Here is a 21,519-nt window from a genome sequence, read left to right on the forward strand (position 1 = left end):
GGCCCTGAGCCCGTAGGACCAGGCTCGCAGTCGCCGGCCGGCACCAGCCCGGTGCCGGCCGACGGAAGCCCCAACGACGGCAGATCACACTGCAGAGGGGAAGCCATGACAGCGACAACCGTCCAACCGTCCGAGTCATCCGAATCCGAGACATTAACCCTCGCCCGTGAGGCGACGGCCCGCGCGGTCCGGCATCTGCTCTCCCGCCAGGACGAGCAGGGCTGGTGGAAGGGCGACCTGGAGACCAACGTCACCATGGACGCCGAGGACCTGATGCTCCGGCAGTTCCTCGGCATCCAGAACCCCGGCGTGCTCGACGCCGCCGCCCGCCACATCCGCTCCCAGCAGGGCGCGGACGGCACCTGGGCCACCTTCCACGGCGGTCCGCCGGAGCTGTCCGCCACCATCGAGGCGTACGTCGCCCTCCGGCTGGCCGGTGACGCCCCCGACGCGCCCCATATGGCGGCCGCCTCGGCGTGGGTGCGCGACCACGGCGGAGTGGCCGCGAGCCGCGTCTTCACCCGCATCTGGCTGGCGCTCTTCGGCTGGTGGCGGTGGGAGGACCTGCCCGAGCTGCCACCGGAGATCATCTACTTCCCGGCGTGGCTGCCGCTCAACCTCTACGACTTCGGCTGCTGGGCGCGGCAGACCATCGTGCCGCTCACCATCGTCTCCGCGAAGCGCCCGGTGCGCCCCGCCCCGTTCTCCCTCGACGAACTCCACGCCGACCCGCGCAGGCCGAACCCGCCCCGCCCCGCCGCCCCCCTCGCCTCCTGGGACGGCGCCTTCCAGCGGCTGGACCGGGCCCTGCACCTGTACCGCAAGGTGGCCCTGCGGCCGCTGCGCCGGGCCGCGCTGCGCTCCTGCGCCCGCTGGATCGTGGAGCGGCAGGAGAACGACGGCTGCTGGGGCGGCATCCAGCCGCCCGCCGTCTACTCCGTGATCGCGCTCCACCTCCTCGGCTACGACCTCGACCACCCGGTGATGCGCGCCGGGCTGGAGTCGCTGGACCGCTTCGCCGTCTGGCGCGAGGACGGCAGCCGCATGATCGAGGCGTGCCAGTCCCCGGTCTGGGACACCTGCCTGGCCGTCATCGCGCTCGCCGACGCCGGACTCGCCCCCGACCACCCCGCCCTGGTCAAGAGCGCCGACTGGATGCTCGCCGAGCAGATCGACCGGCCCGGCGACTGGTCGGTCAAGCGGCCCCGGCTCGCCTCCGGCGGATGGGCGTTCGAGTTCCACAACGACAACTATCCCGACACCGACGACACCGCCGAGGTCATCCTCGCGCTGCGCCGCGTCGACCACCCCCAGCCGGACCGGGTCCAGGCCGCCGTGCGGCGCGGGGTGCGCTGGACGCTGGGCATGCAGTGCCGCAACGGGGCGTGGGGCGCGTTCGACGTCGACAACACCAGCCCGCTGCCCAACCGGCTGCCGTTCTGTGACTTCGGTGAGGTCATCGATCCGCCGTCGGCCGATGTCACCGCCCATGTCGTGGAGATGCTGGCCCACGAGGGCGGCGCCCGCGATCCGCGCACCCGGCGCGCCGTCAGCTGGCTGCTGGCCGAGCAGGAGCCGGGCGGCGCCTGGTTCGGCCGCTGGGGCACCAACTATGTGTACGGGACCGGCTCCGTCGTCCCCGCCCTGGTCGCCGCCGGGGTCCCGGGCTCCCACCCGGCCATCCGGCGGGCCGTGCGCTGGCTGGAGAGCGTGCAGAACGAGGACGGCGGCTGGGGCGAGGACCAGCGCTCGTATCCCGACCCCGAGTGGATGGGGCGCGGCGCCTCCACCGCCTCCCAGACCGCGTGGGCGCTGCTGGCGCTGCTGGCGGCGGGGGAGCGGGAGAGCAAGGCGGTCGAGCGCGCGGTCGGCTGGCTCGCGGCCACACAGGAGCAGGACGGCTCCTGGGACGAGCCGTACTTCACCGGCACCGGCTTCCCCTGGGACTTCTCCATCAACTACCACCTGTACCGGCTGGTCTTCCCGCTCACCGCGCTCGGGCGCTATGTGAGCGGCGAGGCCACCGGCGCGCGGCCGCGGAGGACGTGATGGCCTCCGGACCGGCCCCGGACACCGGCGGCGCCCCGCTGCTGATCGCCTGCGCGCTCGGCATCGAGCGGTTCGCGCTGCGAGGGGCCGGTCTCGGCGCCGCCGCCGGGCCGGTGACAGTGCTGCGCACCGGCATGGGACCGCAGGCGGCCGAGCGGGCGGTGCGCCGCGCGCTGGCCGAGGGGCGGGACCGGGCCCGGCCGGTCCCCACCGCCGTCGTCGCCACCGGTTTCTGCGCCGGTCTCGCTCCGGGGATGCACCCGGGGGACCTGGTGGTGGCCGACGAGACCCGCGACCCGGCCGGCCGCACCCCGTGCCACGGCAGCGGCCTGCTCGCCGAGGCGCTGGCCCGCCATGCCCGGCGGGCCGGCGGGGGCGCCGGGCGCACCGTGCACATCGGGCCCGTCGTCGGCTCCAACCATGTGGTGCGGGGTGCGGAGCGGGCCGGTCTGCACGCCACCGGCGCCATCGCGGTGGACATGGAGTCCGCCGCCACCCTGCGCAGCGCGGTGCGCGGTGGCGCACGCCCGGTTGCGGCCGTCCGGGTGATCGTGGACGCTCCTGAACATGAGCTGGTCCGCATCGGGACACTGCGCGGTGGAATATCGGCTTTCCGGGTACTACGAACTGTTCTTCCCGCTTTTTTCGATTGGCACCGTTCCTCTTTGCTCCCAGGAGGTGAGCTAGATGGCCATGCCGCTCCGCCAGACCATCCGGGTCGCGACGTATCTCTTTGACCAGAAGGTGCTCAAGCGCCGGGACAAGTTCCCGCTGATCGTGGAATTGGAGCCGCTGTTCGCCTGCAACCTCAAGTGCGAGGGCTGCGGCAAGATCCAGCATCCGGCGGGGGTGCTCAAGCAGCGCATGCCGGTGGCGCAGGCGGTCGGCGCGGTGCTGGAGTCGGGCGCCCCGATGGTCTCCATCGCCGGCGGTGAGCCCCTGATGCATCCGCAGATCGACGAGATCGTCCGGCAGCTGGTGCAACGGAAGAAGTACGTCTTCCTGTGCACCAACGCGATGCTGCTGCGGAAGAAGATGGACAACTTCACCCCCTCCCCGTACTTCGCGTTCGCCGTGCACATCGACGGGCTGCGCGAGCGGCATGACGCGTCGGTGGCGAAGGAGGGGGTGTTCGACGAGGCGGTGGCGGCGATCAGAGAGGCCAAGCGGCGCGGCTTCCGGGTCACCACCAATTCCACCTTCTTCAATACCGACACCCCGCAGACCATCGTCGAGGTGCTCGACTTCCTCAATGACGACCTCAAAGTGGACGAGATGATGATCTCGCCCGCCTACGCGTACGAGAAGGCGCCCGACCAGGAGCACTTCCTGGGGGTCGAGCAGACCCGCGAGCTGTTCCGGAAGGCGTTCGCGGGCGGCAACCGCAGGCGCTGGCGGCTCAACCACAGCCCGCTCTTCCTGGACTTCCTGGAGGGCAGGACCGACTTCCCGTGCACCGCCTGGGGCATCCCCAACTACTCGCTCTTCGGCTGGCAGCGGCCCTGCTACCTGATGAGCGACGGCTACGTGCCCACCTACCGCCAGCTGATCGAGGAGACCGACTGGGACAAGTACGGCCGGGGCAAGGACCCGCGCTGCGACAACTGCATGGCCCACTGCGGCTACGAGCCCACCGCCGTCCTGGCCACCATGGGCTCGCTCAAGGAGTCGCTGCGCGCGGCCCGCGAGAGCGCCGTGGGCTGACACCCGAGGAGGGGAACCGAGCATGCCGCTGCTGGAGAACATCCGGGGCCCGCACGACCTCAAAGCACTGACCACGGAGGAGCTTGCCGCACTCGCCCAGGAGATCAGGGACTTCCTGATCGAAGCCGTCGCCAGGACCGGTGGGCATCTGGGCCCCAACCTGGGCGTCGTCGAGCTGTCCATAGCCCTGCACCGCGTCTTCGACTCGCCGGTGGACCGCATCCTGTGGGACACCGGCCACCAGTCCTACGTCCACAAACTCCTCACCGGCCGCCAGGACTTCTCCAAGCTGCGCGGCAAGGGCGGGCTCTCCGGGTATCCGTCGCGCGCCGAGTCAAGCCACGACGTCATCGAGAACAGCCACGCCTCCACCGTGCTGGGCTGGGCCGACGGCCTCGCCAAGGCGGGCGAGATCCGCGGCCGCACCGACCATGTGGTCGCGGTCATCGGCGACGGCGCGCTCACCGGCGGCATGGCCTGGGAGGCGCTCAACAACATCGCCGCCGCCCGCGACCGCCCGCTGATCATCGTCGTCAACGACAACGAACGCTCCTACGCCCCCACCATCGGCGGCCTCGCCGGCCATCTCGCCACCCTCCGCACCACCGACGGCTACGAACGCTTCCTCGCCTGGGGCAAGGACGTCCTCCAGCGCACCCCCGTCGTCGGACAGCCGCTGTACGGATCGCTGCACGGCGCGAAGAAGGGGTTCAAGGACGCCTTCGCGCCGCAGGGCATGTTCGAGGACCTGGGGCTGAAGTACGTGGGGCCGATCGACGGGCACGACACGGAGGCCGTCGAGGCGGCGCTGCGCCGCGCCAAGCGGTTCCACGGCCCCGTCCTGGTGCACTGCATCACCGAGAAGGGCCACGGCTACCGGCCCGCCCTGGAGGACGAGGCCGACCGGTTCCACACCGTCGCCGCGATGGACCCGCTCACCTGCGCCCCCCTCATCCCCTCCCGGGGCCGGTCGTGGACGTCGGTGTTCGGCGAGGAGATGGTGCGGATCGGGGCCGAGCGCCCCGACGTGGTGGCCCTCACCGCCGCGATGCTCGACCCCGTCGGCCTCGCGGACTTCGCCGAGGCGTACCCGGACCGGGTATGGGACGTCGGCATCGCCGAGCAGCACGCGGCGGTCTCCGCGGCCGGGCTCGCCACCGGCGGGCTGCATCCGGTCATCGCCGTCTACGCCACTTTTCTGAACCGCGCCGTCGACCAGCTGCTGATGGACATCGCCATGCACAAGTGCGGGGTGACGTTCGTCCTGGACCGGGCCGGCGTCACCGGCACCGACGGGCCCAGCCACAACGGCATGTGGGACATGTCCGTCCTCCAGGTGGTGCCGGGCCTGCGGATCGCCGCCCCGCGCGACGCGGACCAGTTGCGCGCCCAGCTGAGGGAGGCGATCGACGTGGACGACGCGCCGACCGTCGTCCGCTTCCCCAAAGAGTCGGTGGGGCCGCCCATTCCGGCCCTCGACCGCGTCGGCGGGATGGACGTGCTGCGCCGCGGCGACGACGTACTGCTGGTGGTGGCCGGGGTCATGGCGCCGGTGGGCCTGCGCGCCGCCGAGCTGCTGGCCGAGCGCGGCATCGGCTGCACCGTGGTCGATCCGCGCTGGGTCAAGCCCGTCGACCCCGAGCTGCCCGCGCTCGCGGCCCGCCACCGCGCGGTGGCCGTCGTCGAGGACAACGTGCGCAGCGCCGGGGTGGGCGCGGCCATCGGCCAGGCGCTGCGGGACGCCGGCGTCGACCTGCCGCTGCGGACCTTCGGCATCCCCGAGGCGTTCCTGCCGCACGCCAAGCGCGGCGAAGTGCTCGCCGACATCGGACTCACCCCCGCCGAGATCGCGGGCCGGATCGGCGCGGCCCTGGCCCGTATCGATGGGCGCGCCGCCGCCGGGGAGGCCGCCGCCAAGGAGAGGGACGCATGACAGCAGCCGAGCAGCGCTCGGGTTTCGACCTGGGCAAGCTCCTGGCCGGGCGCGGGTCCGAGCGCTATGACCTGCACACCCGGTACCTCAACCACCAACTGCCGCGGATGCTGCACACCATCGGCTTCGACAAGGTCTACGAGCGGGCCGAGGGCGCGTACTTCTGGGACGACGAGGGCCAGGACTACCTGGACATGCTCGCCGGTTTCGGGGTGATGGGCCTGGGCCGCCACCATCCGGTCGTCCGCAAGGCGCTGCACGACGTCCTGGACGCCTCGCTGGCCGATCTGACCCGCTTCGACTGCCAGCCGCTGCCCGGGCTGCTCGCCGAGCGGCTGCTCGGCCACGCCCCGCACCTGGACCGGGTGTTCTTCGGCAACAGCGGTACGGAGGCCGTCGAGACCGCCCTCAAGTTCGCCCGCTGCGCGACCCGTAAGCCGCGTGTCCTGTATTGCACGCACGCCTTCCACGGGCTCACCACCGGCTCGCTGTCGGTCAACGGCGAGACGGGCTTCCGCGACGGCTTCGCGCCGCTGCTGCCCGACACCGCGATCCCGATGGGCGATCTGGGCGCGCTGGAGCGGGAGCTGAAGCGCGGGGACGTCGCCGGGTTCGTCGTGGAGCCGATCCAGGGCAAGGGGGTGCACGAGGCGCCCCCGGGCTTCCTGCGCGCCGCGCAGGAGCTGCTGCACCGCCACAAGGCGCTGCTCATCGCCGACGAGGTGCAGACGGGGCTCGGCCGCACCGGGGACTTCTTCGCCTACAGCCACGAGGACGGCGTCGAACCGGACCTGGTGTGCGTGGCCAAGGCGCTGTCCGGCGGCTACGTGCCGGTGGGCGCGACCCTCGGCAAGGACTGGATCTTCAAGCGGGTCTACTCCTCCATGGACCGGGTGCTGGTGCACTCGGCCAGCTTCGGGGCCAACGCCCAGGCCATGGCGGCGGGGCTCGCCGTCCTCGCCGTCATGGAGGACGAGCAGATCGTCGCGAACGCCCGCCGCACCGGCGAGCTGCTGCGCGACCGGCTCACCGCGCTCATCGACCGCTATGAGCTGCTGCACGACGTCCGAGGCCGCGGGCTGATGATCGGCATCGAGTTCGGCAAGCCGGTCTCGCTGGGGCTGCGCGGCCGCTGGTCGATGCTGCAGGCCGCGCGCAAGGGGCTGTTCGCGCAGATGGTCGTGGCGCCGCTGCTCCAGCGCCATCGCATCCTCACCCAGGTCTCCGGCGACCATCTGGAGGTGATTAAGCTGATTCCACCGTTGATCATCGGCGAGCGGGAAGTGGACCGCTTCGTCGAGGCGTTCACAGCGGTCATGGATGACGCACACGGGGGCGGCGGCCTGATGTGGGAGTTCGGCCGGACCCTCGTCAAGCAGGCGGTGGCCCACCGCTGACCGGATGGGGGACCGGCGATGACCGACGCGACCGCCGTGGGGGCCGTCAACGCGCTGACCGGACGATGGGCGCGGGCCGCCGTGAGCGGCGCGGAGTCCACCGTCCTCACCGGCGCCGGGGCCTGGCCGCTGCTCGCCCTGCTCGCGGGCGCGGCCGGCGGCCCGGCCCGCGGCGAGCTGGAGGACGCGCTCGGCGTCGGCGCGGGAGGCGCGGCCGGCGCGACGGCGCTCGGCCGCGAGGCCGTCGAGGCGATGGCCGCGATGGACGGCGTCGCGGCGGCCACCGGACTGTGGACCCGCCACGACCTGCCGGTGCGGCCCGAGTGGGAGGCGGAGCTGCCGCGGGGCGTCCGCGGTGTGCTCAGCGGCGACACCGAGCGCGACGGCAAGGAGCTGGACGCGTGGGCCTCCCGGTGCACCGATGGCGCGATCGATCGGATGCCGGTGCCGCTGACGCCCGTCACCCAGCTGGTGCTGGCCGGGGCGCTCACGGTGCGGACGGCCTGGCAGCAGCCGTTCCAGCCGGGGTTCCTGCGGCCGGGACACGGCCCGTGGCGGGATCGGTCGCTGGCCGGGCTCACCCGGAAGACCGGCGACCTCGACGGGGTGCTGCGGGTCGTGCCCGACACCCCGGCCGGGCCGCTCACCCTGTCGGGGGTCGCGGGCGGCAACGGCATCGACGTCCACCTGGTCCTCGGCGCCGAGGACGTACCGGGCGGCCGGGTCCTGGAGGCCGGGATCGGCGCGGTGGCCGGGGAGTACTCGGGGCGGGGAGGCTCGGCGCTGGCGTGGGGCGAGGCGGGGCCCGGCGTCACGGTCATGGAGGCCGTCAGCTGGGACGCCACCCCCTCGCTCGTCCTCACCACCCCGCAGTTCACCGTGACCGCACGGCACGATCTGCTGCGGCACGCGGAGCTGTTCGGGCTGCGCACCGCGCAGGACACCTCCCGCGGCCACTTCCCGGGGATCAGCCCGAGCCCGCTGGCGCTGTCCTCCGGTCAGCAGTCCATGACCGCGTCGTTCAGCGCCGAGGGCTTCTGGGCGGCGGCCGTGACCGCGTTCGCCATGGCTCCGGGTTCGGCCCCGCCGCAGCGGAAGGCCAGGCTGGTCAAGGTCGTCTACGACCGCCCGTTCGGCTTCCTGGCCGTGCACCGGGCCACCGGTCTGGTGCTGACAGCCGGCTGGGTCACCGAGCCCGAGGCCGCCCAGGGCGTGTTTCGAAAGTAGCGCCGGCCGCCCGGAGGGCGGGCCCCGCGGCGTCTGGTGCGTGCGATCGCAAGGCGGAGGGGCGTCCTCGTAGTGGGCTACTCGGACGATCCCGACAACGCAGCGAGCGTGCGTGCCAGGCGTCGTGGGGCAGGCGGGACTTTCGAAACACGCCCCAGGACCGCGTCAGGCGGTGAGCAGCCGGTCCCGCAGCCGCTCGCGCTGCGGGGCGGTCAGCCCCAGCCCCTCGGTGAGATAGCGCTCGGTGCCGCCCCAGGTGTCCTCTATCGTCTCGAACGCCTCCGCCAGATAGGCGGGGCGCGCGTCGAAGAGCGGACTCAGCAGCGACAGCACCTCCGGGGACATGGGGTCGGACCCGTCCGCCGGATTGCCCTTGCGCCAGATCTTGTAGCGCCGGTGGGCGGCGGCCGACTCCAGGTAGTCGGCCTCGATCGCGTCCCGCTCGACCCCGAGCGCGAGCAGCGTCACCGCGACCGAGAGCCCGGCCCGGTCCTTGCCCGCGGAACAGTGCATCAGCACCGGGGAGCTGTCCTCCGCCATGGCGCCCAGCACCCGGCCGTGCTCGACGACGCGGCCGGTGATGATGGCCCGGTACGCGTTGATCATCCGCCGCTCGGCGCGCCCGTCGTCCAGCAGCTCGCGCAGGGTGTTGAGGTCGCCCTCGCGCACCATGGTCCAGAACCCGGCGCCGTCGGCCGGGTCGGACAGCGGAAGGTTCACGTTCCGCACGCCGGTCAGCGAGACGTCCGGGCCCTCCAGCTTGATGTCGGCCGCGTTGCGGAAGTCGAAGACCGTGTGCAGGCCGAGCGAGTCGAGGAAGGCCGCGTCGCTGTCGGTGGCATGGGCGAGGTGGCCGCTGCGGAACAGCACGCCGGGCCGTACGCGTCGGCCGTCGGCGGTCGGCAGACCGCCGACGTCGCGGAAGTTGCGTACCCCCACCAGCTCGGGTTCGGCCTGCGGGACCTGCGGCGACGGCTGCGTCACGGGCGCTCCTCACGATCGGCCGCCGCGCCGCTCGTCGACGAGGCGGGCTCTGCTGACCATACGACATTGCGTTCCTGCTGCAATCAGTTCTGCCGACCGTGAGCGGGGTCATTGCCGTGCGCCGAACGCTGCCCGATGATGTTGACACCTGTGGGGAATTGGGGATGCGTGATGATTGAAATCGGCGGAAACGGTCGGCTCTGGCTGCTTTCGGGGCGCTACAGCAGCTACGCGCTGCACCTCACCGACGAGGACACCCTGCTCCATCTCCACTGGGGCCCGCGCCTCACGGTCCCGGACGCCGAGGCCCTCGCCGCCGAGCCCCTGCCCGCTGAGCGAGGGTTCGAATCACCGCTGGACGGGCGCGAGGAGTACCCGGTGGAAGGCGGCCCGCGCTTCGTGCGCCCCGCCCTGTCCGTCCGCGCGGCGGGCGTGCGGGGCACGGAGTGGCGCTTCGAGGACGCGAGCGTCGACAGTACGAGCGGCGACGAGCTGCGGCTGCGCTTCCACGACCCGCTCCACCACCTCGACATCACCCTCCACTACCGGATGCGGGACGACGGCGACGTCATCGAACGCTGGACCACCCTCACGCACACCGGCACCCCGGACGACGCCCCGCTGGAACTGCTGCGGGCCGACTCCGCCGCCTGGTCGCTGCCGGCCGGCGACCGCCGGCGGCTGAGCCATCTGCACGGGCGGTGGGCCGCCGAGAGCCGGCTCGCCCGCACCGACCTCACCCCCGGCGAGAAGGTCATCGGCAGCCGCCGCGGCCACACCAGCCATCAGCATCTGCCGTGGATCGCGATCGACGACGGCACGGCCACCGAGGAGAGCGGCGAGGTGCACAGCTGCGCGCTCGCCTGGTCCGGGTCCTGGCGGATCGCCGTCCAGCGGCTCGCCGACGGCACCGTACAGACCGTCGGCGGCGCCGGGTACGACGACTCGGGGCTGCTGCTCCTCGCCCCCGGCGAGTCGTTCACCACCCCCGTCTTCGCGGGCCTGTGGACGCGACGCGGCTTCGGGGCCGCGAGCCGCGGCTGGCACGCCTGGCAGCTCGCCCACGTCATCCCCGGCGCCGACCGGGAGCGGCCCGTCCTCTACAACTCCTGGGAGGCCACCGAGTTCGAGGTGAGCGAGGAGCAGCAGCGCTCGCTCGCCCGGCTCGCCGCCGGTCTCGGTGTCGAGCTGTTCGTCGTGGACGACGGCTGGTTCGGGGCCCGCACCAGCGACCGGGCCGGGCTCGGTGACTGGACGCCCAACCCGGACCGCTTCCCGCACGGGCTGAAGCCGCTGGCCGACGAGGTGCACGGCTTGGGCATGCGGTTCGGCATCTGGGTCGAACCGGAGATGGTCAACGCCGACAGCGACCTGTACCGCGCCCACCCCGACTGGGTGCAGCACCACCCCGGCCGCACCCGCACCGAGTTCCGCAACCAGCTGGTGCTCAACCTCGCCCGGCCCGACGTCCGCGCCCACCTGTGGGAACGGCTGGACACGCTGCTGAGCAGCGCCCCCATCGACTATGTGAAGTGGGACTTCAACCGCTCCTTCACCGACCCCGGCTGGCCCGGCGACCCGTATCCGCAGCGGCTGGGCGTCGAGCACGTCCGCGGGCTGTACGACCTGCTGGGGCGGCTGCGCGCCGCCCACCCGGGGGTCGCCTTCGAATCCTGCTCGGGCGGCGGCGGCCGGATCGACCTGGGCATCCTCGGCCTCACCGACCAGGTGTGGACCTCGGACAACACCGACCCGCTGGACCGCCTCGCCATCCAGCACGGCTTCAGCCAGCTGCACCCGGCCCGGGTGATGGCCGCCTGGGTCACCGACAGCCCCAACGTGACGGGCAACCAGCGCCGCAGCGGGCTCGGCTTCCGCTTCGTCAGCGCCATGGCCGGGGTGCTGGGCGTCGGCGGCGACCTGACGAAGTGGAGCGAGGCCGAACTCACCGAGGCCCGCGACTGGGTGGCGCTCTACAAGCGGATCCGGCCCGTCGTGCAGCACGGTGAGCAGTACCGGCTGCGGCCACCGGGCGGCGGCGGGCTCAGCGCGGTGCAGTACGTGCGCGGCGGGGAGACCGTGGTGCTGGCGTGGCTGCACGCGCAGGGCTACGGCGAACCCCAGCCCCCGTTGCGGCTGCGCGGCCTGGACCCGGCCGCGGCGTACGAGGACCTGGCCACCGGAACCGTCCACCGCGGCGCCGTGCTCGGCCATCGGGGCCTGCGCACCGGGCTGCGCGGCGACCTGGACGCCGCCGTATTCCACCTCCGCCGAACTGACCAGGTGGGATAACTCACCCCTGGTCAAGGCCTGGTTACGGTGGCGTAGGTCACGTGTCGGGGTGAATGATGTCCGGATGTGGCAGACGATTCGCAAAGACTCAAGCGCGGCGTGATCGGGTCGTACGCAGCCATCGGGGACAGTTTCACCGAGGGCGTCGGCGACCCGGGCCCGGACGGCGTCTACATCGGATGGGCCGACCGGCTCGCCGTGCTCCTCTCCGACCAGCGGCCCGAACACGACTTCCGCTACGCCAACCTCGCCGTGCGCGGCCGGCTCCTGGACCAGATCGTCGAGGAGCAGGTGCCGCGCGCGATCGACCTCGGTCCGGACCTGGTCACCTTCTGCGCGGGCGGCAACGACATCCTGCGGCCCGGCAGCGACCCCGACGATGTCGCCCGGCGCTACGAGGCCGCCGTCGCCGACCTCACCTCCCGGGTGCCCGTCGTGCTGTTGTGCACCGGCTTCGACACCCGCGGGATCCCGGTGCTCCGCCATCTGCGGGGCAAGATCGCCACGTACACGGCGCATGTGCGGGCGATCGCCGACCGCTACGACTGCCCGGTGCTCGACCTGTGGTCGCTGCGCTCGGTGCAGGACCGGCGGGCCTGGGACGACGACCGGCTCCATCTGTCGGCCGACGGACACACCCGGGTCGCGCTGCGGGCCGGTCAGGTGCTCGGCCTCAAGGTGCCCGCCGACCCCGACCAGCCGTGGCCGGGCGAGGGGCAGCGCACTCCCGCCGAGGTGCGCCGGGACAACGTCCACTGGGCGCGGGAGTATCTGGTGCCCTGGATCGGGCGGCGGCTGCGCGGGGTGTCCTCGGGGGACCATGTGGAGCCCAAGCGCCCGGATCTGCTGCCGCTGCGCTGAGGGGCTGGTCTTCCGGTCCTTCGGCCCGTCAGGCCAGGTAGGCCCACACGGCGCGGCCGGTGCCGCCCGTGTGGGGCCGTACGCCCCACGCCTGGGACAGGGCCTCCACCAGCATCAGCCCGCGTCCGCCCTCCTGATCCACGCTCACCGACGACCGCGCCTGCGGCACCGTACGGGCACAGCCCTGGTCGGCCACTTCGAGGCGCAGCCGGGTCCCCATCAGCTGCAAGGAGCAGCGCACCTCATCGCTGGAGGTGTGGCGGACCGCGTTGGTGAACAGCTCGGAGACCACGAGTTCGGCGCTGTCGCGGGTGTCCTGGTCGACACCCCACGAGCGCAGCCGCAGGACGACATGCCTTCTCGCCTCCGCGACGGACGTGCTCAGCGCCGGGAGACGAAACGCGTCCTGAAGGCACGCAGCGACCGTCGAGCCGCTGTGCCCTAACCGGAGAGCCTCGTAGGAAGGAGCCACGCTCACACTATGCTCTGTCACGATCGCTTGTGGCAAGGTTCAGTCTGTAAATTGCAGAATCGCAAGGACAGACTGTTCCGAAAGCTGAGCCCGTGCCAGACTGCTGTGCTGTGACAGTAAGTGGAGGGGGACGATAGTGGCGGATGCGCGGTCGGGTGGTGCCCCGACCGTCCTGCGGGTCGTGCTCGGCAAGCGGCTCCAGGACCTTCGCGAGAAGTCCGGGCTGTCCTTCGAACAGGCCGGGCGGGCCCTCGACGTCACCCATGCCACGATCCGGCGCATGGAGAAGGCCGAGGTCGGCCTGAAGCTCCCCTACGTCGAGAAGCTGCTGCGCACCTACGGCGTCACCGACCCCGAAGAAGTCGAGGCCTTCCTCTCCCTTGCCAAGGAGGCCAACAAGAACGGCTGGTGGCACCGGTTCCGGGACGTCCTGCCCGACTGGTTCAACACGTTCGTGAGCCTTGAGGTGGAAGCCAACCTCATCCGCGCCTACGAGCCGCACTACATCCCCGGGCTGCTGCAGACCGAGGACTACGCCCGCGCGGTGCTCCGCGCGGGCATGGCGCACGCCCCCGAGACCGAGATCGAGCGCAACGTCGCGCTGCGGATGGAGCGGCAGGCCCTGCTGCGCCGCCCCGATCCGCCGATGCTGTGGGTCGTGATGGACGAGACGGTGCTGCGCCGCCCCATCGGCGGGCCCGAGACCATGCGGGCCCAGATCGGCCGGCTGCTCGAGGTCGCCGACTCACCCCAGGTCAGGCTGCAGGTCATGCCGTTCGACGCCGGCCCGCACCCGGCGATGTACGGCCCCTTCCATATCTTCCGGTTCCCGATCCCGGAGCTGCCCGATATCGCGTATACGGAGACGCTCGTGAGCGGCTCCTACTTCGACCAGCGCGATGATGTCTCGGCGTTCCTGGAGGCCCTGGACCGGATGTGCGCGCAGGCCGCGCCTGCACAGACCACTCAGGCCATTCTGAGTGGCATTCGCAAGGAGATCTGAACGATGGATCGCATATGCGGGAGCCGCGTCTACAGCGGCATGCCGGCCAGAGACCTCGGTTCCGAGGGCTGGCACAAGCCGTGGAGCGGTGGCAATGGGGGAAGCTGCGTCGAGGCGATGAGGCTGAAGGACGGGCGGGTGGCGCTGCGCCAGTCGACCGATCCGGATGGACCGGCCCTGATCTACACGAATCTGGAGATGAAACGCTTCATCCAGGGGGCGAAGGCGGGCGAGGCCGACTTTCTGCTCCTGTGACGCCCGTGCGACCGAAGGGCAACGAGGGGGACCGACAAGGGGAAATGGTGTGACCGACCAGAGATCGGCAGAGCAGAGATCAGCCGGCCGGCGATTATCCGCCTCGCACATACCCGGCGCCCGGATATCCGGCCAGGACATCGACACCAGCAAACCGCATCCGGCCCGGATGTACGACTACTACCTGGGAGGAAAGGACAACTACGAGATCGACCGCGAGGCCGCCGAGCACATCATCGGGCAGTCCCCGAACATCCTCGACAGCGCCCGCGCCAACCGCGAGTTCCTCCTGCGCGCCGTCCGTACGGTGGTGGCAAGCGGCATACGGCAGATCATCGACCTCGGTACGGGCGTCCCGACCTCGCCCAACACCCATGAGGTGGCCCGGGAGATCGCCCCGGAGACCCGGGTGGTGTACATCGACAACGACCCGATCGTCGCCGCGCACGCAGACGCCAGACTGACCAGCACCCCCGGCACCGACTTCGCGCTGGCCGACGCGCGCAGGCCCGCCGACATCCTGGCGCATCCGGCGGTGCGCGACCGCATCGACTTCGCCGAACCCGTGGCGCTGCTGCTGGTCGCGGTCCTCCACTTCGTCTCGGACGAGGAGGACCCGGCGGGGATCATCACCACCCTGACCGAACCGATGGTCCCCGGAAGCCATCTGGTCATCAGCCACGGCACCCTGGACTTCCACGGCCCCGAGGAGGTGGCCGCCGAGGTGTACCGGAAGTCCACCGCCGCGCTGAGACTGCGCGGCCACGCCGAGATCGTCCCGTTCTTCGACGGGTTCACGATGCTCGAACCGGGGCTGGTGCGGGTGCCGCTGTGGCGGCCGGACGGACCGCCGCCCGACGCCGGGGCGCTCGCGCCCGTCGGCGTCTACGGCGGGGTGGGCCGCAAGACCTCCTGACCGCGCGCGGCGGGGATCCGCTCCAGGACCCCGCCCGCGAACACGTCGTACAGCGGCAGCGACTCCAGATGGACGTAGCCGATGTGGCAGTCGCACACCGCGAGCGGACAGGCCCGGGGCCGCAGCGCCGCGCGGTACGAACCGTCGTACAGATTGCCCAGCTCCGTGGCGACGAAGTGGCAGCGGCGCACCGTGCCGTCACCGTCCACCGAGATCACCGAGGCGCCGGTCCGGCACGGCAGACCGGCGCTTCGGTGCGGATGGCGGCTGTAGCCGAAGAGCGGATCGATCGCCGTCCAGTCGGCGGCCTCGGCGTCCGTGTAGGTGTGGCCCTCCGCCGCGTTCACCCACAGATAGACCTGCTCGGGCAGCTCGGCGCGCAGCCTGCGGGCCTGGTCGAGATGGCCGGGCAGACCGACGATCCCCACGCTGTGGCGCACCCCGCGCGCGGCCAGCTCCCCGCACTTGGCCAGGAACCGGTCGTACGGCGTCTGGCCCGGGTGGTACGTGCACCACAGCGCGAGCGTGTCGCGGTCGGCCTCGGCCGTCCAGTCGGTGCGGCAGCTCAGATTGGTCTGGATCGCCACCCGCTCGATGTGCGGAAGACGGCTCAGCTCGATGAGCGCGCGGCGGTACCAGGAGCGCGTCAGCCCCTCGCCCCACGGCGTGAACAGCACCGACAGCCGGTCGCCCGACTGCTCCCGGGCCCATGCCGTGAAGCGCTCCAGTGCGGCCCGGTCGGCGCGCAGCGCCTCCCGGCTGTCGCGCCGCTTGGCGAACGGGCAGTACGGACAGTCGTAGTCGCACGAGGCCAGCGGGCCCCGGTACAGGATCGTCAGGTCCACGGCGCCGCCCCCGCGCTCACTTCGCCTCGTACGCGGCCATCGCGGCGCGCACGGCGGGGGAGAACAGCTCGGGGCCGAGCGCGTCGGAGTGCGCCAGGCCCTCCGCCGACAGCCTCAGCCGCCCGGGGCCCGCGGCCGGATCCAGCCAGCCGCGCGCGGCGAACCGGGACAGCTCCTCGGGGAAGTCCCCGGCCGGATCGGCGGCGAACCGCGCCCGGTACGCGGCCACGTCCAGGCCCTCGGCCTGCAGCACGGACTGCAGCAGATGGCGGCGGCGGGCCTCGTCGCCGGTGATCGCCCGGCCGTGCTCGGCGCGGGCGAAGTCGGCCGCGGGGCGGGACACGTAGTCGTCGATGATGCCGCGTATCTCCCGCATGTCGACCGCGTAGTCGAAGGAGTAGTGCAGCCCGGAGGTGTAGGAGCGGGCGCCGCAGCCCAGGCCGATCATGCCGTCCGTCTGGCAGGCGTGGTCCTCGCCGCCGGTCGCGGGCGCGTCCGCGCGGCGGAACATGCGCATCGAGACCTGCTCATAGCCGCGCCCGAGCAGATGGTCCCGGCCCAGCCGGTACAGCCGCAGCCGCCGCGCGTCCCACTCCGCCTCGCTCTCCGCCGCTCCCTTGCGGCCGAGGCCGGTCAGCGGGCGGACGTAGAGGGGGTAGAGATACAGCTCCTCGGGGCGCCAGGCGAGGGCCGCGTCCAGGGAGCGCAGCCAACTGTGCTCACTCTGGCCGTCGATGCCGTAGATCAGATCGATGTTGAGGACGGGGATGCCCGCCTCCCGGATCCGGGCCAGCGCGGCCTCGACATCGGCCCGGCGCTGCGGCCGGACCGCCGAACGCGCCTCCGCGTCCACGAAGCTCTGCACGCCCAGGCTCAGCCGGGTCGTACCGCGCGCGGCGAGCACGGCGAGCCGGTCGGCGGTGGCGGTGGCCGGGGACGCCTCGACGGAGAGCGGCACGGCGGCCAGGTCCGCGCCCATCCGCTTCTCGGCGATGTCGCACAGCCGCTCCAGCTCGGCCGCCTCCAGGAACGTCGGGGTGCCGCCGCCGAAGGCCGCGGCGGCGAACCGGGCACCGTCCCCGATCGCCTCGGACACCGCGTCCGCCTGCCGCTCCAGCGCGTCCAGATAGGCCGTGGTGAGGCCGTCCGGGGCGCCGATCCGGGTGAAGAGATTGCAGAAGCCGCAGCGCACCTCGCAGAACGGGATGTGCAGATACAGCGACAGTGCGTCCTTCGGCTCGTCCGCCCACAGCGCGCGCAGTGGGGGCCGGTCCGTCAGCGCGTGGTACGCGGTCTTGTGCGGATAGGCGTAGACGTACGACTGGTACGGGCGGACGGCCGGGGCACTGGTGGCGGGGGTGATCGCGGTGTTCATCGGGTCCCAAGGAAGAAGTGGGTGTACGGCACGGTCCAGACGGATTCATGGCCGAGCCGGTGGCCCGTGTAGCCGTCGTCGCCGTACGCCGTGCCGTGGTCGGAGCAGACGATCGCGAAGCCGGGGCCGCGGCCGCCCATCGCGGTGAAGAGGCGGCCGATGTGGCGGTCGACGTACTCCAGCGCGGCGGCGTGGGAGGCGCGCGAGTCACCGCTGTCGCGGGTCGCGCCCGGCAGGTGGAACCAGTTGGGCTGGTGCAGCGCGGACACGTTCACGAACAGGAACAGCCGCCGGTCCGGGGCGAGGCCCCCGATCACCCGCTCCGCGCACGCGATCTGCGCCTCGAAGGAGGTGGGGGAGGGGACGCCGAACTCCGGCTCCCAGTGGCTCTCCTGGAAGTAGCCGGGCAGCACCGAACCCATCGGGCTCCGCTTGGTGAAGAAGCCGACGCCGCCGATGCACACCGTGTGGTACCCGGCCGCCGCGAGCCCGGTCACCAGATCCGGGGTGTCGTAGACGTACGTGCCCTCGGCCGTGGTCTCGCTGCCCGCGAAGCGTGCCGCGAACAGCCGCCGGTGCGGGCCCGGCCGGGCCGGGGTGGGCAGAAAGCCGGCGAACATGGCCTGGTGGGAGGCGTAGGTGAAGCTGCCGGGCGCGTGCCGCTCCTCCCAGACCCCGCCGGGCATCCGGGCGGTCAGATTCGGGATGCGGCCGGCGGCGGCGAGTTCGGCGGCGACGTCGTGGCGCAGGGTGTCGAGGGTGATCAGCAGCAGATCATGGCTGCCCACGATCGCGTTCATGTCCGGTTCGGCCAGTACTCGTTCGGGCAGCGTGGGCTCAGAGAAGGGCATCGTGCCGGGCCTCCTCGTGTGCGCGGACCACGGCGGCGACCTGCGCCGCGTAGGTGTCCTGGCCCTCGGCGCCGCTGCCGGTCAGCCCGGTCAGCCGGGGCAGCAGATCGCCGAACGCGTTGACCTCGCCGACCACGAACCGCCGCCACCCGGTGCCGGGCAGCAGATCCACCCCGACGCACAGGGTGCCCGGGAAGCGGGCCGCCGCCCGCTCGGCCGTGCCCAGCACCGTGCTCCACGCCACTCCGGCCGCCTCCGCGGCCGCGCGGGCGGCAGCCAGATCGCCGCGCACGCCCCCGAGGTGGAGATTGGTCATGGGGGAGCGGCTGGTCCGCACGACCGCGTGGGTCGCCCGGCCGCCGATCACCACCACCCGCAGATCGGCGGCGCGCCTGGCCTGCGACGCCTTGGGCACCCAGCGCTCGATGTGCAGCCCGTCCGGGGCCAGGGTGTCCACGATCGAGGCGATCTCCCGCTCCGCGTCATACCGCCGCACCCGCAGCGAGTTGAAGAGCGAGCCGTCCTCCGCGCGCTCCACCGAGGTGGTGGCGCGGATGCGGCCGGGGCCCGCGTACTCGACGGCGAGCACCCCGGAGGCGGACGAGCCGTGCGCGAGCTTGACGAACGCACGGTGCATCCCGTCCTCGCCGAGCGCCGCCCGCACATCGTCCCAGCCGCGCACCTCAAGGGCCTGCGGGCCGGAGGTCGGCGAATACGGCACGGGGACACCGGCCGCGTCCAGCACCCCGTGGCACAGCCGCTTGTCGAACTGGACGGCCAGCTCGCCGGGGTCGTCCAGCAGGGTCGCGCCCGCCGTGCGCGCGGCCTTCGCGACGCCCCGTACGGCCTCGGTGAACCGCGCGTACCAGCGGGCGGTGCCCTCGACCCGGGCCGGGTCCCCGGCGCCCCGCAGCAGCTCGTCCACCTCGTGGTCCTCGCCGGGCGACTCGATCCGCACGGTCTCGCCCGGCTCGAACTCCGCGCCCCCGCACAGCACATCGCGCCAGGCCAGCAGCCGGGGCGCGGCCAGCCCGGCGGCCAGGGCGGCGTCGGTGAACAGCTCCACCCGGCGGTGGCCGGGGTTGCCGACCACCGCGAGGCGCGGGCCGTCCGGGCCGCCCGGGCCGTCCGGGCCGCCCGGGCCGTCCGGTCCGTGTGGACTATTCGGAGACGGCGACATAGCGGTATTCCTCCTCACCGTCATTGCCCCCGTCCCACTCCGGCTCCTCCTGCTCCGCCACGTTCACCTCGACGCCGGACGGCTCCAGCGCGTCGCACACCCGCCGCATCATCGCGTCGGACAGATAGTGGTGGTGCAGGTCCAGCGCGCGCAGATGGGTCAGCGGCTGGCCGGTGAGCAGGGACTCGGCGCCCGCGTCGCCGAGCGTGCCCAAGGACAGGGCGAGCGAGGTGAGCTGGGCGACGACCGGCGCGGAGGCGACGGCGGCGGCGATCTCGTCCTGGATCTCGCTGTCCTGGAGCCCGAGATGGGTCAGCCGGGGGAAGCGGGCACCGGACAGGACCGGTGCCAGATCGGCGACCGTGGCATCCCCGCCGTACTCCTCCACCCCCAGCCACAGCGCGAGGTGCTCCAGCCGGGGCAGCTCGCTGGCGCCCACCGCGCGGACGATCTCGCCCGGCAGCCCGCCGGACTCGAACCGCAGCGCCCGCAGCCGCTCGTGGCGCACCGGCCGGAAGGCGAGACCTCCCGAGCCGCAGCCGCGCACCGCGAACTCCTCCAGCAGCGGGTAAGCCTCCAGGACGGGCGTGACGTCGTCCATCCGCAGCCAGGACAGCTCGCACTCCTCGGGCATCACATCGGCGAGGAACAGCCCGCGCAGCGCGGGCAGCCGGTCCGCGGACGCGATCAGGGCGTCGAGCACCGGACGCACCTCGGAGTAGTCGCCGTCGCCCCACCAGCTGCCGATGACCACCGCGCGGAGGCGGTCGGCCGCCACGGTGTCCAGGAACTTCGCCCACAGTTCGGCGAAGGGGCGGTCGTCACAGGCGCTGATCCGCCAGGCGACGGCATCGGCGGGCGGCAGATCGGAGGCGTCGGCCCCGGTGTCCGCGCCGGTGTAGTCGGTGACGGGCAGACCTGCGAAGGATTCCAGATAGTCGTCGATCACGGCCGGGCGCTCCTCGTATGGGTCCTGATGTCTGGTGTTGCCGGATGTGCGACGGTCATCACTCGGCGACGGCCGTGTAGCGCTGCACGTCGCCGTCCTCCCATTGGTGCTCGTCGCCCTTCTCGGACAGCGCGAGCGTCACCCCGGACGGCTCCAGGGCCTCGCGCAGCCGCTGCTCCATCGGCTCCGAGAAGTAGTTGTGGTCCAGGTCGAGCCGGTCGAGGTGGGTGAGCGGCTGACCGTCGAGCAGCGCCGCCGCGCCCTCGTCGGTGAGCACGCCCATGGACAGATCGAGGGAGGTCAGCTGGGCGACGACCGGTGCGGAGGCGACGGCGGCGGCGATCTCGTCCTGGATCTCGCTGTTCTGCAGGCCGAGATGGCGCAGCGCGGGGAAGCGGCCACCGGACAGCAGCGGCGCGAGGTCGCCGGCGGTGGCATTGCCTCCGTACGCCTCGACGCCGAACCACATCTCCAGGTGTTCGAGGGCGGGCAGGTCGCTTTCGGCGACTCCGCGCACCACCTCGCCGGGCAGCCCGCCGGTCTCGAAACGGAGCCTGCGCAGGTTCTGGTGCTTGGTGGCGGGGAACCGCAGGCTCGCGTTGCCACGGGTGCTCAGCTCCCGCAGCCCGGGGTAGGCGTCCAGAACCGGTGTCACATCGGCCTGCTCGATCCAGGAGATCTCGGCCTCCTCCGCCTCCAGATCGCCGATGAAGACCGCTTCGAGGGAGGTCAGCCGGTCCTTGGCGGCCACCAGCTGATCGACGATCTCCCCGGCGTCGTCCTCGTACGGCTCGCCCCACTGACCGATGACCAGCGCCCGCACCCGGGAGGCGTCGACCGTGGTCAGGAACCGCTCCAAGCGGCCTTCGAAATTCTCGCCCGACTCATCGGAGTAGGGGTCGTAGGAGATGCGCCAGGCCACCGAGTCCGCCTCGGGCAGCCGCGGGTCCTGCTCGTCGGGCAGCGGGAAGTCGTACACCGGAAGGCCGTGCAGTTCCGTCAGGTGTTCGGGGTAGTTCATGGCGCGGGTTCTCCCAGTGGCTTCGAGTGGAGGTGCCGGTCTTCGAACGGCGTGCGAAGAGTTGTACCAAGCCCCACCGACAGCCGCTCCAGGGGCCGTTGTCGGACCCCCTGCGTAACGTCAGGACCATCGACGGCCGCCGGGTGATCCGGTGGGCCGATGACGGGCTGTGGCCGCGTTGAGAGCGGCCGGGGAAGGGGAGCGC

Annotated in this window: 19 protein-coding genes; 11 read left to right on the forward strand and 8 right to left on the reverse strand. The window is 72.3% G+C overall.

What is annotated here, in order from left to right:
* Positions 1-105: 105 nt before the first annotated feature.
* Genes shc through ASC60_RS33285 form a run of 6 tightly spaced genes read left to right on the forward strand, consistent with a single transcriptional unit; the run spans position 106 to position 8,310 of the window.
* Complete coding sequence (gene shc, locus ASC60_RS33260; protein ID WP_055557421.1) at positions 106-2,049, forward strand: squalene--hopene cyclase; 1,944 nt, start codon at positions 106-108, stop codon at positions 2,047-2,049.
* The gene (locus ASC60_RS33265; protein WP_055557422.1) at positions 2,049-2,786 is read left to right on the forward strand and encodes a 1-hydroxy-2-methyl-2-butenyl 4-diphosphate reductase; all 738 of its coding nucleotides are present in this window, start codon (positions 2,049-2,051) and stop codon (positions 2,784-2,786) included. The genes shc and ASC60_RS33265 overlap by 1 nt, the downstream gene beginning before the upstream one ends.
* A complete protein-coding gene (hpnH, locus tag ASC60_RS33270) occupies positions 2,737-3,753 on the forward strand; it encodes an adenosyl-hopene transferase HpnH (RefSeq protein WP_055557423.1) in 1,017 nt (338 codons plus the stop codon). Before ASC60_RS33265 ends, hpnH begins: the two co-directional genes overlap by 50 nt.
* 22 nt (positions 3,754-3,775) lie before the next feature.
* Entirely contained in the window at positions 3,776-5,686 is a 1,911-nt protein-coding gene (gene dxs / locus ASC60_RS33275; protein ID WP_055557424.1) for a 1-deoxy-D-xylulose-5-phosphate synthase, read from the forward strand.
* Positions 5,683-7,083 (forward strand): aspartate aminotransferase family protein, encoded by a 1,401-nt coding sequence (locus ASC60_RS33280; RefSeq protein WP_055557425.1) that lies wholly within the window; start codon positions 5,683-5,685, stop codon positions 7,081-7,083. Before dxs ends, ASC60_RS33280 begins: the two co-directional genes overlap by 4 nt.
* A gap of 18 nt (positions 7,084-7,101) precedes the next feature.
* Entirely contained in the window at positions 7,102-8,310 is a 1,209-nt protein-coding gene (locus ASC60_RS33285) for a serpin family protein (RefSeq protein WP_055557426.1), read from the forward strand.
* Positions 8,311-8,475: 165 nt separating this feature from the next.
* On the opposite strand, the gene ASC60_RS33290 is transcribed toward ASC60_RS33285, so the two are convergent.
* Positions 8,476-9,294 carry a tyrosine-protein phosphatase gene (locus ASC60_RS33290; RefSeq protein WP_055557427.1) on the reverse strand — a complete coding sequence of 273 codons (819 nt, stop codon included), beginning with the start codon at positions 9,292-9,294 and terminating at the stop codon, positions 8,476-8,478.
* A 171-nt stretch (positions 9,295-9,465) separates the two neighbouring features.
* Here ASC60_RS33290 and ASC60_RS33295 point away from each other — a divergent pair, with 171 nt between their 5' ends.
* A complete protein-coding gene (locus ASC60_RS33295) occupies positions 9,466-11,586 on the forward strand; it encodes an alpha-galactosidase (protein WP_055557428.1) in 2,121 nt (706 codons plus the stop codon).
* A 66-nt stretch (positions 11,587-11,652) separates the two neighbouring features.
* Complete coding sequence (locus ASC60_RS33300) at positions 11,653-12,447, forward strand: SGNH/GDSL hydrolase family protein (protein ID WP_055557429.1); 795 nt, start codon at positions 11,653-11,655, stop codon at positions 12,445-12,447.
* Between the two features lie 28 nt (positions 12,448-12,475).
* On the opposite strand, the gene ASC60_RS33305 is transcribed toward ASC60_RS33300, so the two are convergent.
* Positions 12,476-12,919, reverse strand: coding sequence for an ATP-binding protein (locus tag ASC60_RS33305; protein ID WP_234357236.1), 444 nt, complete (start codon positions 12,917-12,919; stop codon positions 12,476-12,478).
* A gap of 136 nt (positions 12,920-13,055) precedes the next feature.
* Between ASC60_RS33305 and ASC60_RS33310 the strand changes: the two genes are divergently transcribed.
* The 3 genes from ASC60_RS33310 to ASC60_RS33320 all read left to right on the forward strand — a co-directional run bounded on the left by ASC60_RS33310 (position 13,056) and on the right by ASC60_RS33320 (position 15,093).
* Positions 13,056-13,922 carry a helix-turn-helix transcriptional regulator gene (locus tag ASC60_RS33310; RefSeq protein ID WP_055557431.1) on the forward strand — a complete coding sequence of 289 codons (867 nt, stop codon included), beginning with the start codon at positions 13,056-13,058 and terminating at the stop codon, positions 13,920-13,922.
* 3 nt (positions 13,923-13,925) lie between these two features.
* Positions 13,926-14,177: a DUF397 domain-containing protein gene (locus ASC60_RS33315; protein ID WP_055557432.1), complete on the forward strand. Its 252-nt coding sequence runs from the start codon at positions 13,926-13,928 to the stop codon at positions 14,175-14,177.
* Positions 14,178-14,346: 169 nt separating this feature from the next.
* A complete protein-coding gene (locus tag ASC60_RS33320) occupies positions 14,347-15,093 on the forward strand; it encodes an SAM-dependent methyltransferase (RefSeq protein ID WP_107097238.1) in 747 nt (248 codons plus the stop codon).
* On the opposite strand, the gene ASC60_RS33325 is transcribed toward ASC60_RS33320, so the two are convergent.
* From ASC60_RS33325 to ASC60_RS33350, 6 genes are read right to left on the reverse strand one after another with little or no spacing between them, the layout of a single operon-like run.
* A complete protein-coding gene (locus ASC60_RS33325) occupies positions 15,063-15,938 on the reverse strand; it encodes an STM4011 family radical SAM protein (protein ID WP_055557433.1) in 876 nt (291 codons plus the stop codon). The two genes, ASC60_RS33320 and ASC60_RS33325, sit on opposite strands and share 31 nt — an antisense overlap.
* A gap of 16 nt (positions 15,939-15,954) precedes the next feature.
* Positions 15,955-17,313, reverse strand: coding sequence for an STM4012 family radical SAM protein (locus ASC60_RS33330; RefSeq protein ID WP_055557434.1), 1,359 nt, complete (start codon positions 17,311-17,313; stop codon positions 15,955-15,957).
* Positions 17,310-18,113, reverse strand: coding sequence for an STM4013/SEN3800 family hydrolase (locus ASC60_RS33335; protein ID WP_199831119.1), 804 nt, complete (start codon positions 18,111-18,113; stop codon positions 17,310-17,312). Before ASC60_RS33335 ends, ASC60_RS33330 begins: the two co-directional genes overlap by 4 nt.
* A gap of 37 nt (positions 18,114-18,150) precedes the next feature.
* Positions 18,151-19,344 carry an STM4014 family protein gene (locus ASC60_RS33340; protein WP_199831115.1) on the reverse strand — a complete coding sequence of 398 codons (1,194 nt, stop codon included), beginning with the start codon at positions 19,342-19,344 and terminating at the stop codon, positions 18,151-18,153.
* Positions 19,325-20,293: an STM4015 family protein gene (locus tag ASC60_RS33345; protein ID WP_055557437.1), complete on the reverse strand. Its 969-nt coding sequence runs from the start codon at positions 20,291-20,293 to the stop codon at positions 19,325-19,327. Before ASC60_RS33345 ends, ASC60_RS33340 begins: the two co-directional genes overlap by 20 nt.
* A 58-nt stretch (positions 20,294-20,351) precedes the next feature.
* Positions 20,352-21,314 carry an STM4015 family protein gene (locus ASC60_RS33350; protein WP_055557438.1) on the reverse strand — a complete coding sequence of 321 codons (963 nt, stop codon included), beginning with the start codon at positions 21,312-21,314 and terminating at the stop codon, positions 20,352-20,354.
* Positions 21,315-21,519 lie beyond the last annotated feature (205 nt).

Origin of the sequence: Streptomyces sp. NBRC 110028 (assembly GCF_001417735.1) — a bacterium.
In the GTDB taxonomy this organism is placed as follows: Bacteria; Actinomycetota; Actinomycetes; order Streptomycetales; family Streptomycetaceae; genus Streptomyces.